The sequence below is a fragment of the Trabulsiella odontotermitis genome (assembly GCF_001188485.1).
GTDB classification, from domain to species: domain Bacteria; phylum Pseudomonadota; class Gammaproteobacteria; order Enterobacterales; family Enterobacteriaceae; genus Trabulsiella; species Trabulsiella odontotermitis_A.
In genome coordinates this window covers 112245-124690 of sequence record NZ_JNGH01000099.1, presented here as the reverse complement: position 1 = coordinate 124690, position 12446 = coordinate 112245, and the positions used below count along the sequence as shown (strand labels likewise).

Annotated in this window: 19 protein-coding genes and 2 pseudogenes; 15 read left to right on the top strand and 6 right to left on the bottom strand. The window is 51.6% G+C overall.

Translation table 11 applies throughout. The features are described 5' to 3' along the window. On the top strand, positions 1 to 243 hold a 243-nt coding region (locus GM30_RS27275; protein ID WP_420802269.1), incomplete at its 5' end, for a hypothetical protein. 122 nt (positions 244 to 365) lie between these two features. Here GM30_RS27275 and GM30_RS28225 read toward each other — a convergent pair. From GM30_RS28225 to GM30_RS14845, 5 genes are all read right to left on the bottom strand, one after another. Beyond that, complete coding sequence (locus tag GM30_RS28225) at positions 366 to 455, bottom strand: putative zinc ribbon protein (RefSeq protein ID WP_476691094.1); 90 nt, start codon at positions 453 to 455, stop codon at positions 366 to 368. A 26-nt stretch (positions 456 to 481) separates the two neighbouring features. Then, positions 482 to 748: a DUF7828 domain-containing protein gene (locus tag GM30_RS24535; RefSeq protein ID WP_476691092.1), complete on the bottom strand. Its 267-nt coding sequence runs from the start codon at positions 746 to 748 to the stop codon at positions 482 to 484. Positions 749 to 808: 60 nt separating this feature from the next. After that, positions 809 to 1195 carry a putative zinc ribbon protein gene (locus GM30_RS24530; RefSeq protein ID WP_072094119.1) on the bottom strand — a complete coding sequence of 129 codons (387 nt, stop codon included), beginning with the start codon at positions 1193 to 1195 and terminating at the stop codon, positions 809 to 811. 117 nt (positions 1196 to 1312) lie between these two features. After that, a complete protein-coding gene (locus GM30_RS14850) occupies positions 1313 to 1519 on the bottom strand; it encodes a helix-turn-helix transcriptional regulator (RefSeq protein ID WP_049849236.1) in 207 nt (68 codons plus the stop codon). After that, on the bottom strand, positions 1503 to 2132 hold the full coding sequence (locus GM30_RS14845) for an inovirus-type Gp2 protein (RefSeq protein ID WP_049849235.1): 630 nt from the start codon (positions 2130 to 2132) through the stop codon (positions 1503 to 1505). Before GM30_RS14845 ends, GM30_RS14850 begins: the two co-directional genes overlap by 17 nt. Positions 2133 to 3296: 1164 nt before the next feature. On the opposite strand from GM30_RS14845, the gene GM30_RS14840 reads away from it, so the two are divergent. The 14 genes and pseudogenes from GM30_RS14840 to GM30_RS14780 all read left to right on the top strand — a co-directional run bounded on the left by GM30_RS14840 (position 3297) and on the right by GM30_RS14780 (position 10703). Beyond that, a complete protein-coding gene (locus GM30_RS14840) occupies positions 3297 to 4238 on the top strand; it encodes a hypothetical protein (RefSeq protein ID WP_049849234.1) in 942 nt (313 codons plus the stop codon). Positions 4239 to 4334: 96 nt separating this feature from the next. Continuing rightward, positions 4335 to 5222 carry a GTPase family protein gene (locus GM30_RS14835; RefSeq protein WP_049849233.1) on the top strand — a complete coding sequence of 296 codons (888 nt, stop codon included), beginning with the start codon at positions 4335 to 4337 and terminating at the stop codon, positions 5220 to 5222. A gap of 198 nt (positions 5223 to 5420) precedes the next feature. Then, on the top strand, positions 5421 to 5825 hold the full coding sequence (locus GM30_RS14830; RefSeq protein WP_049849232.1) for a hypothetical protein: 405 nt from the start codon (positions 5421 to 5423) through the stop codon (positions 5823 to 5825). 63 nt (positions 5826 to 5888) lie between these two features. Continuing rightward, the gene (locus tag GM30_RS14825) at positions 5889 to 6353 is read left to right on the top strand and encodes a hypothetical protein (RefSeq protein WP_049849231.1); all 465 of its coding nucleotides are present in this window, start codon (positions 5889 to 5891) and stop codon (positions 6351 to 6353) included. Positions 6354 to 6498: 145 nt separating this feature from the next. Beyond that, on the top strand, positions 6499 to 6732 hold the full coding sequence (locus GM30_RS14820; protein ID WP_049849230.1) for a DUF905 domain-containing protein: 234 nt from the start codon (positions 6499 to 6501) through the stop codon (positions 6730 to 6732). A gap of 111 nt (positions 6733 to 6843) precedes the next feature. After that, positions 6844 to 7665: a DUF932 domain-containing protein gene (locus GM30_RS14815; RefSeq protein ID WP_049849229.1), complete on the top strand. Its 822-nt coding sequence runs from the start codon at positions 6844 to 6846 to the stop codon at positions 7663 to 7665. 81 nt (positions 7666 to 7746) lie between these two features. Continuing rightward, complete coding sequence (locus GM30_RS14810) at positions 7747 to 8217, top strand: antirestriction protein (RefSeq protein ID WP_049849228.1); 471 nt, start codon at positions 7747 to 7749, stop codon at positions 8215 to 8217. A 55-nt stretch (positions 8218 to 8272) separates the two neighbouring features. After that, positions 8273 to 8758 carry a RadC family protein gene (gene radC, locus GM30_RS14805; RefSeq protein WP_049849227.1) on the top strand — a complete coding sequence of 162 codons (486 nt, stop codon included), beginning with the start codon at positions 8273 to 8275 and terminating at the stop codon, positions 8756 to 8758. A gap of 14 nt (positions 8759 to 8772) precedes the next feature. After that, a pseudogene (locus GM30_RS24525) lies at positions 8773 to 8954 on the top strand (DUF987 family protein). Between the two features lie 23 nt (positions 8955 to 8977). Next, positions 8978 to 9297 (top strand): annotated as a pseudogene (locus tag GM30_RS14800) (type IV toxin-antitoxin system YeeU family antitoxin). Positions 9298 to 9302: 5 nt separating this feature from the next. After that, positions 9303 to 9533 carry a hypothetical protein gene (locus tag GM30_RS14795; protein ID WP_049849226.1) on the top strand — a complete coding sequence of 77 codons (231 nt, stop codon included), beginning with the start codon at positions 9303 to 9305 and terminating at the stop codon, positions 9531 to 9533. 59 nt (positions 9534 to 9592) lie between these two features. Then, entirely contained in the window at positions 9593 to 9970 is a 378-nt protein-coding gene (locus tag GM30_RS14790; RefSeq protein WP_049849225.1) for a TA system toxin CbtA family protein, read from the top strand. After that, positions 9967 to 10458: a DUF5983 family protein gene (locus tag GM30_RS14785; protein ID WP_049849224.1), complete on the top strand. Its 492-nt coding sequence runs from the start codon at positions 9967 to 9969 to the stop codon at positions 10456 to 10458. The genes GM30_RS14790 and GM30_RS14785 overlap by 4 nt, the downstream gene beginning before the upstream one ends. A gap of 32 nt (positions 10459 to 10490) precedes the next feature. Next, positions 10491 to 10703 carry a DUF957 domain-containing protein gene (locus GM30_RS14780; protein ID WP_049849223.1) on the top strand — a complete coding sequence of 71 codons (213 nt, stop codon included), beginning with the start codon at positions 10491 to 10493 and terminating at the stop codon, positions 10701 to 10703. 33 nt (positions 10704 to 10736) lie between these two features. On the opposite strand, the gene GM30_RS27710 is transcribed toward GM30_RS14780, so the two are convergent. Further along, a complete protein-coding gene (locus GM30_RS27710; RefSeq protein ID WP_338011786.1) occupies positions 10737 to 12188 on the bottom strand; it encodes a glycosyltransferase in 1452 nt (483 codons plus the stop codon). Between the last annotated feature and the right edge of the window lie 258 nt (positions 12189 to 12446).

Sequence of the window (12446 nt, the reverse complement as noted above, 5' to 3'; positions counted from 1 at the left end):
GTCATCGGACGTCTGCCCGGAAGAAGCGAATCTGCCATCAGGAATCAGGCTCAGATGCTGGGACTGGTATTCAGCGCAGGCCGGAAAATGCGGAGATGGACAAAAGAAGAGTTAACATTGCTTGAAAAGTATCTCCATCTGGCACTTCCGGACCTGTGCAAAATGTTTGCAGATCGCAGTAGCCGCTCCATTCGCCAGGCCCGAATGAGATTAAAACGTCGCCAGCACGGACTGCGGGACTGAGGGCTGAATAATAAGGCTGCGATATGAAAACAACACGAAAGCCAGATGGATTGTTTACGTCGTTATGACCATGTCGCACTGGTGCTGACAGAAGAAAGATAAGCAGTCTCCTGGCGCTTATCTTAGATACTGTAGATCCCAGTGCCACACGGGATGCACAGTTTTACTCCCTGGTAGTGTTGTCCACACCAGACGCAGTACCAGGACAGCACCGTTGGTAACAATTCCTGAGGCGGTCTTAAATTTTTGTCCACGGAATACACCACCTGACGGAGCTTCTTTTCTCGAGCCCGCTCCTTTTCCTCAGGATCCACCCATGCGCATTTGAATGCCGTATGTGCTCAAACCAGGGGGCTTCTCCTGGTTCGCCTATACGCAGGAGTAATTCACAGCCGCAACTGGCGCATGTCCAGTGCCCTGCATCATCACCGGCCTTAGCGGCTTCTTTGGCATTAACAAACTGATTGCGGGTGTTGTTCGCCAGATAACATTTCAGAATTCGCATGGTACAACTCCTCCCGCAGCAGGTATTCCAGTCGCTGCCGGCGGGGAAAAAGGTAAGGGGTTAGTTAGCAGTAACTTCGATACTGTGGTCCCCGGTATGACAACTCAGGCAGTACCGTTCACCGTGGTAGTGGCTATTGCACTCCAAACAGTACCAGTCGGCCTTACGTACTATCGGTAAAACATCCGGTACGTAACGGCGCAGCATGTGTATCCGCCGTACCTCCTTCGGCTCAGGGCGTACGTACGGGCAATGGTGACGTCCGTTCTCCGTCAGGTCTTCCCGTGTGTGTTCAAACCACGGGCGATTAGTGTCCCATTCAGGGTGGAATATCAGGGAACTGCCGCAGAGATGGCAGGTGTAGCGGTCGTAAGGGTAAAGCTGTGCAGTGGTTGCGCCCGTGAGGCGCTTATTACCGTCATGGGCGATAAAAGATTTTGCGTACATAGTATTGGTCCTTTGCCGGATAACACGCAGGGCTAAGCCGTCCCGGGGAGGGCAGCAGTGCAGGTCATACGACCGGTGGAATTAAATCAGGTAGGAGATGTGGTTGCGTTCGAGAGATTACTGACGGGACTGTGCAATGCGTTGCTGTAGCCAGGCTTCCACTTCGCTTTCAAGCCAGCGGGAGCTTCTGCCCAGCTTAATGGGCTTCGGGAACGCCCCGTCTTTAATCAGTTTGTAGAACCATTTGTCTGTTAAGCCAGTGAGCTGTGTAATGAATGCCATATCAACAAATTTGTCGCAGAGAAGGCTACCAGGTGTGGTCATCGTTTTTTCTCCATTGGGGGTAAGGGAGAAGAAGCCAGGTAATCGAANTTTCCCCCCTGCCACTCACCGCCGGTGCCGGGACTGTGCTGACGCGGTAAATACGCCGCTCTGTGCGTTGAGACTGTTTCCCCAGGTAGCTCAGAATAAACGTCATACCCTGACGGCCTCTGTTGTCAGAAAAACTGATAACACGCTCTCCACGTACCCTGTAATGCCCCTTAGGCTCACACCGGTGCACATAGCCTTCTCCGTCCGTGATGTCCTCCCACAGCGTGCTAATGGTCTCCCAGAAGCACCAGACCTTCCTGTGACGCTGACCATTGAGATAAAACGCAGCATGGATGTGGTGACGGTGGTCTTCTGTGTATTCCAGTACCCGGGCATAACCCACCAGCCCTGACTGCATCGCACATTGTTCCGTCAGCCAGATCATATCGGCGACCAGTTGATTTACGTCAGCGGCGTTAAATGAATCACTATTCTGGCGGTAAGCAAAATCCACCCGCAGCATTAAGAGTTTCGGGTAGCAGCTAAAGAGCTGGTTCTGATGACTGAATAAAACGTTCTGTAGAGAACTATCGGGTTGGTGATTTCTGTTGGTACTGTGAAGCATGATGTTATCCCGTAATGAATAGGGGTCATGGGATTACAGCAGCGTGTTATTTTTTACTGTATGGATATGAGCGGGTAGTCTGGCAGGCTAATGCTGAGCGCCGTCACTGATAGCTTCAGCAGAGAATTATCAGCGTGAGGGGATATTTGTTCATATCATCCTCAGGGTAGTATTCGAGAACACTGTTCGGCATGAGCGCATCAGGTTCAGACGGGAGACGGGATGAATCACGCTGTGTGTATACTGCTTAACTCTGCGGATGGATATCTCGTTGAAGGGATTGCCGATGGGGAGTATCGGAGGCTTTCTTTATAAAATAACACTAATAACCTAAATCAATTTATTCTGAGGTTCAGTCAGTCTCCGGTTAATGTTTTCTCGTCGTAAGGTATTCCTGCAGATACACGACGCTTTACCGGCATGTTGAGTTAATCCGGCTTCACCTGATTAACATCACCGTGCATTCCCGTAAGCTGCCGTACAGGTGTTATGCTACGCACACCTTACCGTCGCTTACGATAATACGCTCTGAGGGTGTCATTCACTGCGTTCACTCCTCTGTACCTCAGAGTCGTTTATATTCACCACTCTGACAGCAGAGTGATGGGTGTTCCACCTCTGGTCACTTATATTGGCACAACGGCTACGCCGGTGCCGGAACCTGTATGGGTAACGTTTCGTATAATTACAGGGTGGCGTAAAAAATGAAATCACTGACACTGTCAGCGAAACAAAATCCTCTGCACCCGACTTTCTTAAAACCTCGCCACCCGACGTATTCCAGACTGTGTTCGTCATTATGCTTCTGCTAGGAAAGCCCCCACAGCAGACTTACACGGAGGTTTTGCATTGCTATAGCATCTGTGATTTTGTACGATAAACTCATAACGAACACTTGTTTATAGATCAACAATCAAGGCTTAACTTATTGTTTTTTAATATTTTAAACAAATATTAATTATGTGATATCCGCCATAAATCACACAAAAATAATCATGATAGATGTATGTAAGAAAGCATAAAACCATCTTAAAAACATATAAAACAAGTAAGATGCCTGTCAGAGGACACCATCAAACATTGTGTAAAACATCATTTTTTTCGTTGTAAATTCCTTGTATACTTGTCGTTGTAAATCATACATTATTTAGCAGAGGGATCCGAATGATCAGGCATGTTGAAGTAAGGTCTATCAGAGAGGGCGTCTATATTTTGTGGTATCTCGGCTATACTGATCTAGCCAGCTTGTATGCTTCAGGGAGTGAGAGAGAACTTCTCCGTTTCAATGGAGCCATAAACAGACTTATTGAGCAAATATTAACAGAAGATGATCAATCAGATATCGTTCTGAATTTTATAAAAAACCAGGAAATGTACAGAAAGTACCATGTTGATGAAACAATTGCATCCTGGTTCTCCCAAGATGAAAAATCCAGTGTCTTTTTTTGGCTTTATCTTTTAAAAAAATTCAGAGATCAACAGCTTGTTGATGAGATCTTATCTCTTGCTGGCAACAGTTATCATGACAAAAAAATAGTACATGATAAAAATAACTCAAAAGTTATTGTTAATGAACTTCCAATCCGAACGCCAGATAATCCAAAGAAGTGTTTTATGGCTGGATTATATATTCTTGACCTGCTCAGCTTTTCACCTGACAAGTTGCAACGTACACTCGACGAAATAAAAATAGATTACTCGCATATAAGAGACCTCCGCCGAAAAGATTTCGCCTGGTTTACAGATGCCGGGCCGGAAGATGTCAAATGGGTCTGGAAACAGTTTAATGGTCACCCGAACTTATTAAATAAGATAATAAAGTGGGATCTTAGTGAGTCTCTTCTGTCTCAGGCTATACCATTACTTTACTATTTATGGGATGAGCGAGAAGACACGAAAGCTCTATACCTTAATACATTGCGTAAGCGTTACGCGAATATGAAGCATCGTAAGAAGGTTGCAGATAAGGCACCGGTTAATATTCGTATTTCTGAAAGTGCAAAAAAGACACTGGTAAAACTGGAGAAGCGCTTTAACCGAAACAGAGCGGATGTGATTGAATATCTGATAGAAAAAACCTGGCAAGAGCTGAATCAGAAAAACTAAAAAAATCTCAGATATATATCACCTCAGTGAATTCCCTCCCGTTTACTTTAATCAGGTCATCCCCTCCGGATGGCCTTTTTTCATTCCGGAATTAACATGAAAAAACCATCAGGCTATACCCTTATCCGCCGCCATCTGCGGCGTTATCCGCATGCGCTGCGTCAGCATCTGTTGCAGGAGCTCAACCGGCTCGTTACGTATGAACCGGTGATTGGCATTATGGGGAAAACCGGCGTTGGAAAATCCAGTCTTTGTAACGCGTTGTTCCGTAGCCAGGTCTGTGCCGTCAATGCCGTGGAGGCCTGTACCCGTCAGCCACAGCGTGTCCGGCTGCGCTTCGGTAGTCACTTACTGACGCTGGTGGATTTGCCCGGCGTGGGCGAGAGCGTTACCCGTGACGGTGAATACCGTGAACTGTATCGTGACCTCATGCCACAGCTCGATATGGTGCTGTGGGTGCTCAAGGCCGATGACCGGGCTTATGCGGTGGAAGAGCAGTTTTATCAGGATGTGTTAGCGCAACATAGTGGGCAGTTACCCCCGGTGCTGTGGGTACTCAATCAGGTGGATAAAACCGAACCCGCCGAACAGTGGCGCTGGTTATCGGCTCAGCCCTCGGCGTTACAGGCAGAACGTATTGCGCAGAAACAGCAGACGGTGGCCCGTCAGTTAAGCATCGCTGAAACAGATATTCTGCCGGTCTCCGTCCGGGGGCGTTACCGTCTGTCGCGTCTTGTGGAGGCCATGATTACCCGGCTCCCAAAGCAGGCCCGCAGTCCGCTGGTCCCCCATCTGCAGAACGGGTATCGCACCGAAGCCGTTATCAGCACCGCCAGCAGCAGCTTCGGTGATGCCGTGGTGGAGGTTATCGATAAGGTGATTGACCTGGCCCCGCTGCCGCAGGTGGCCCGTTCGGCGCTGCATGCCGTGACCCACACCGTCGCCCGCGCGGCACTCTCCCTGTGGGGATTTTTCTTCGGTTAGATAAACATCTTCATCACTGTCGATAAGCGTTTTTGCTTCATCACGATCAATTTTGTCGATCGAACAGATCGATATTCATCGTTGTACATGATAATTCCCACAGCGACATAATCCACGGGGAACCGTGTCATTACGTTATTTCTTCATTAAAAATCAATGCGATGTGTCGCAGGGATTATCACGTCTTAAGGAACCTCCATGACTAAATATTATACCGCTACTGCCGCCACGATGCTGCTGGCAGCCCTGTCCTCATCTGCCAGTGCGACTGAAAATGACATTATTAAGGTCGATATTCAGAAAAACATACAGGGTATCAATGTCACCGTTACGGCTAAAACTGACACCGTTGTGATTAAGAATATTGACGTCAACCGGGGTAAATGCCCGCTGCTGACAAAAGGAACCGTCACATACCAGGGCAAAAGGCTTGAGGGCTGGGTGGCACAGGGGGCTTCCTTTACCCCCACCACTATGCATTTTGCTGACGGTCTGACCTGGCATTTCGGCCACACATACCTTCAACCACCGGCGGGCGTGGTCTGCAGTTTCCTCGAAGCCCGGGTATTCACCGACCGGGGCACCTTCACGGTGACCGAATAAACCGCTTTTAGCATCGACCTCTAATCTCTCCAGATTTCTCATTGTTTATTAAAGGAAAATATTATGCCTTTCAAATCGATACTCCCTCTTACCCTCGCACTCTGTTTCTCAGATCAGGCGCTGGCGTTCGGTAGCCACGATACCTGGACCAGCGGCTTTGCGCAGGGCACAGCAGAATACACTATCCTCGGCAAGGGGCAGTCACAGCTGTACCTCGCGTGCGACAGTTCCGGCGCACAGGCCGCCACCATCATCTTCACCGACGCAAACGGCCATCAGGTCAGTATGGACAGCGGTCAGACCCTGACGATGAAAATTGATAACGAAGAAGAGGCAAATATCAGCAAAAGCGACTCTCACGTGGGAGAAGACAACCTGATGTGGGCGTGGAACAAGCTGCGTACCGGTAAACGTGTGTTCGTTTCCGGCACTGGTGCAAAACCGGCGGTCTTCACGCTGAAAGGTGCTGCCGGAGTGATACCGGCATTTGGCGATAACGGCTGCGTGGCGAAGTTTGATATCCCGTAAGGTCTGCAATACTCGCTGAACCAGCCTCCGTAATAACACTTCTGCCGTAAACAATCTTTTAGCCAACACTACCAGCCAACACTACTCCACGCTCTGCTCATTCGGGCAGGGCGTTTGTTTTTGTGCCAATTATCAGGAACGCACTGTGCAAAACACTGACGATACGCCGTTACCACCCGGCCCTTTCACCCGCCGACAGGCTGAAGCCGTGGCGGCACTTTACTGCAACATCACCATTGAAGACGACCAGGGGAGCCATTTTCGGCTGGCGATCCGTGACCGCGACAGTCAGTTAATCTGGCGGGCATGGAATTTTGAATCGGATGCCGGGGAGTGGTTTACCCGTTATCTGGTAAGCCATGGGCTCCCCCGGAACTGACGCACCACGGGCATTACCCGCACACCAGCCAGTACACCGACAGACCATGTGCCCGCCAGAGCGCATGGTCTTTTTGTTTATACCGTGACATCGGCCATGAGGAAATTAAGTATGAGATTAGCCAGCCGTTTTGGTCGGGTGAACCAGATCCGCCGCGACCGTCCCCTGACCCGTGAAGAACTGATGCAGGTTGTCCCCAGCGTTTTCGGGAGCGACAGGCATGAGTCCCGTTCAGACCGCTATACCTGGATACCGACCATCACTGTACTTGAGAACCTGCATCGCGAAGGTTTTGAACCGTTCTTTGCCTGCCAGAGTCGCGTCCGCGATCAGAACCGACGTGAACATACAAAACATATGCTGCGCCTGCGTCGTACCGGGCAAATCAACCGCCCGCAGGTACCGGAAATTATCCTGCTCAATTCGCACGACGGTTCGTCCAGTTACCAGATGCTGCCGGGGTACTTCCGCGCCATCTGCACCAACGGCATGGTCTGTGGTCAGTCGTTTGGCGAAATCAGAGTTCCGCACCGGGGAGATGTCGTCAGCAAGGTTATTGAAGGGGCCTACGACGTGCTCAGCGTCTTTGACCGGGTGGAAGACAAGCGCGATGCGATGGAATCGCTTTTGTTACCGCCACCAGCACAGGAGGCGCTGGCAAATGCTGCGCTGACGTACCGTTATGGCGAAGAGCATCAGCCGGTCACCGCAACGCAGATACTGACACCCCGACGCTATGAAGACCGCAAGGATGACCTGTGGACGACATACCAGAGGCTTCAGGAGAACCTGCTGAAAGGCGGTCTGCCCGGACGCACTGCGAAGGGCAAACGCAGTCACACCCGCGCCATTAACGGGATAGACAGTGATGTCAGACTCAACCGGGCGCTCTGGGTGATGGCCGAGAACATGATGAACCTGCTCAGTAAATAACCCTCCCCGGCTCCCATCACCAAAATCCATCTCCGGGGATTTATTCCCATTCAACGTATTCATGCCTGAGGAAAAACACAAATGACTGACAACACTCTGCCACTGTTCACCCCCGCAGAAACCGTTCCTGTTGCGGCTCCGCATCAGATTGCCGCAACACAGGTAACCGACGAGAACCGCATCGGCTTCTGGCCGCAGCACTTCGGCAGCATACCGCAGTGGATAACCCTGGAGCCGCACATCTTCGCCTGGATGGACCGCCTCTGTGCGGACTACAGCGGCGGCGTCTGGAACTTTTACACGCTGAGCAACGGTGGCGCATTTATGGCACCGGAATCTGAAGGCGATGAAACATGGTCACTGTTTAACGACATGAACGGCAACAGTGCGGCCATGAGCGCCGAAGCTGCCGGGATTGCGGTCTGTCTGATGACTTACAGCCACCATGCCTGTCGCACTGAGTCCGATGCCATGACGGAACATTACTACCGTCTGCGGGATTACGCGCTCAGTCATGCGGAATGTAACGCCATCATGCACATCATCGATTAGGAGCTTTCAGACCATGCAGGACACGACAACATTACCCGCACCATTACAACCCGATATGTTCCCCCTCTCAGTACATCCTCACCTGCGCCCCGCCATGACGCCGTATGCACAGCGTACCATCCGGCGGGCGCTGAACATTCTGGAACGCCAGTTACGCGAACCCGGTGCGGCCTTCACCACCAGCAGTTCGGTACGCGACTGGCTTCGTCTGCAACTGACGCAGGAGCTACGTGAGGAATTCTCCGTGCTGTGGCTCGACAACCAGCACCGGCTTATTGCTTACGACACGCTGTTTCTGGGCACCATCAACACTATCACAGTGCATCCGCGTGAAATCGTTAAGGCGGGCCTGAAGCACAATGCGGCGGCGGCCGTACTTGCACATAATCACCCGTCAGGGCTTGCGGAACCCAGCCATGCTGACCGGCAGATGACTGAACGCCTCAAAAATGCACTTGAACTCGTTGATATCCGGTTACTGGACCATCTGGTAGTTGGCGGGATGGATGTCATCTCGTTTGCCGAACGTGGCTGGCTTTAAGGGAAAACAGTGCAATGAAGATTATCAGCAAACGCCAGGCGATGACGATTTACCGCCAGCATAAGGGAGCGGCAGCATCTGCCACTACGCCGGGCGTGAAGTACCGGATATCAGCGGTGTGCTGGCCGTCTTTGCTGAACGCCGCCAGGACCGTAACGGCCCCTATGTCGTCCTGCGCAGCGTTACCCTGAATTAACTCATGATTAAGGAGCACTTCAATTGTCGAATAACACTCCACCAGTAAACCATGATATTGCCGAACCGTGGTGGGGGCTTCAGTGCAATATCACACCCTGTTTTGGCGCACGACTGGTCCAGGAGGGCAACTACCTGCATTACCTGGCCGACCGCGTCAGCATCACCGGTCAGTTCAGCGAGGCGGATTTACGTCATCTTGACCAGGCNTAACCCCCCGCCACTCGCACAGCGTTATGCTTTTCGCAAAAGGGTTGACCTGTGAAGTCGACACTCTCGGTTCGCACGGGTACATCTATATAGCGATTTACCCGACCCCACCTGAAGCACAACCCGGAGACTAATAGCCATGGCACACGCCTGTAAAGTCAGCGAAGTCATTGAACTGCTGCAACAGCATCAACACGACGACTTCGTCCTGTGTTCGGTCTGGTACGAAGACGATGTACGCAATGTGGATGCGTCCGCCACAGATGAAGAAGCCAGGGCTGCATTACGCCATGCCGCCCGACACCACGATGCGGATCAGGGTATAAACTGGGACTCCCTGAAAACCGCGCTGGATGTCATACGGCAGTAACGTACCGCGTTAAATCCGTCCGCCATTAATTCCTTTCTTTTATTCACAGAGAACTAACGATGAGAATTTTACCTGTATCCCGAGAACGGGAGGCGCAGTCCTGCCCGTCGCCTGTGACCGTCTGGCAGACTCTGCTTACATACCTGCTGGACAAACAGTATGGCCTGACGCTCAACGACACGCCGTTTGGCAACGATGGCGTGATCCAGGAGCATATCAACGCAGGGATCTCACTGTGCGATGCCGTAAATTTTATCGTGGAGAAATACGACCTGGTGCGCACCGATCGTCGCGGCTTCAGCGCAGAAAAGCAGTCACCGCTTATCAGCAGCATCGATATTCTTCGTGCCCGTAAGGCAACCGGGCTGATGACCCGCAGCGGCTACAAAGCCGTCACCAATATCACTGGCGGCAAATACAGCGGGGAGGTCCAGTGAAGCTGTCCGTTAACGTGGAAGCCGACACCATCAACGTTCTGGCCCTTAACATGGGCCGGATTGCCGTTGATATTGATGGTATTGAATTATCTGAACTGATCGCCGCAGTAAACCTGAATGGCTGTACGCTGCGGATCGCAGATGAACCGGGGAAGATTACCGTGGAATCACCTCTGCCCCCTTTTACGTCATTACCGGGGATCTGCTGCAGCACCGCGCACATCACGGCGGAAGACAATTCGCTGCTGTATGCCCTGTCGCATCAGGATCTGGATTATGGCGAGTCCGAATGGATCCATTATTCAGGCTCCGGCTACCTGATTCGCCTGGAGGCGTGGTCGTTTCCGGTATTACGCCTCAAACGTCTCGGCCTGTCGAAAGCCTGCCGTCGCCTGATAGTGACGCTTATCCGTCGCTACACCGTTGGCATTATTCACCTTGATGCCTTTGGGGCGTTGCTGCCGGGCTTTGACATTTTCGACTGGTGAATCTTCTCACCAGTAACCATAGGGAACATCTCATGCTGACATTAACCACCGAAACGGCACTCGATATTCTGATTGACTGGTTGCGTGACAACATCAACTGCGACACACCAATTATCTTCGACAATGACGAAGACAGGACGGATTCAGCCGCACTGCTGCCATGGATTGAGCAGGCACGAAAGGATGTCTGCGAACTGCGTCAGTTACGGGGGGGACTGACCGTGCGAACTGGCAACGTTCTCTGAATGGCATAAGCGCCAGCACAGGGGCTGGCGCGTTTATCGGTTCATCATCAGTTGATACAGGTGTTCACTCAGACAACGAGTATGGCGGTAACACCAGACCGGAGAGGAACGTCTGTGCCGGAACAGGTCGCGGCAGCATGCCACCAGAATATCATGGGCTATATCGCTGGTCGGGAGTGCGCTCAGTTCCGGGGCGTTCAGTAAAATAAAGCATCTCTCCGGGAGTCTGTCTGCTGTATCGCCTTTCAGAAAATAACCGCCCATATACAGCAACACAGCCAGCAGACGAAACTGCCGGGTGAGTACCGCTTCGGTATCGCGGTAATGCGCGGCTATCCACAGGCACTCCAGCCTTATAAACCGTCTGGCGCGCCGGTCAAGCTCGCCACCTTTATCATACCAGCGCTCGACAATATCCCTGGCAGAGCGGAAGGTACCATCACCTGTTGTTGCTGTCTGCCATGACCGGGTCAGAAGCGTTGCGATGTCCATTCCGTTAACGTCGCCCCTGCGTAATGGCTGTGGAAATCCGCGTACAGAAGGAAGATAAATGTTGCGTGCCAGCTTGAGGAGGAAAAAGATATCGCTCAGGCAGCTTATGCCGGGCAGTAACTGGCGACAGGCTATCCGTGTGCGAAAGCGGATACACAGCACCTGTTGATTGCTGACTTTGCGGCGGTACAGTCCGAGAAAATGGCGACTCTCCACCAGGGCATGTCTGACCAGAGCGCGTCGGGTAGCACAGTGTTGCTGTTGCGCACTGAGAGCGAGAATATCAGCAATCACGTCAATATAGCTGGCTGCACGAATATCGTAATAATCCTGACGGTGGGTAATGGACTCGGGATTGCTGATATAGGTGTAGTCTTTGCGGTCTGCAAAATAAAACCGACCGTTACCGGCAGCGAGGTGGATGGTCCAGAGAATGTCTTTGTGGCTTTTGCCTTCCTGGAACCGCAGGTTATGTTCGCGGATATACGCCGAACGGGTGAACTGCAGCCACAGGTAATGCGGCCATTCCCGCTGCTTCACACAATGGCGAATCCACTGCTGACCGGTGAGAGACTGGTTGTAAGGCTGTTTGTGGTGCACGGGGGAGCGTTGATAACCGGTACTGTCGGCTCGCCATCCATTGAACACGGTAACATCGGCCTGTGATTCACGGGCCATTCGCAGCCGCCCCTGCAGAAAATCTGCCGTAATTCGGTCATCGGCATCCAGAAATACCACCCACTCGCCACCGTGAATTGCCAGCGCGGCGTTACGTGCGGCATATACCCCCTGATTTTCCTGATGAATAAGCATCAAACGCTCATCGGTGATGGCGCTGAGTATGGTCCACGTTTCGTCGGTGGAACCGTCATCCACGACTATCACCTCCATGCTGAGCATCTGCTCGCTCAGGAGTTTGTGCACCAGGTGGCCGATGGTAGCCTGCGCATTGAAGGCCGGGATAATGACGCTGACATCAATTTCAGGCTTCATACCGACTACGCTTTCCCTTCGCTGTCATCTTTCTGACGCCTGACGGGGATAATGTGTTTTTCTCTGATTTCCTGCTCGGTATCAAATAAGCACTCGTCACAGAATTCTTTATCGAGCCCGAAAATCCGGTCCAGAACACACCTTTTCTTATTACAGCGTGCGCATCTTTTCATCACATCATCCGTTACGTTATTTCACTGCCGTGTTCTCAGGACAAAAGCCGGTCGCCCCTCGTCAAGACAGGAAATTCATTGATAA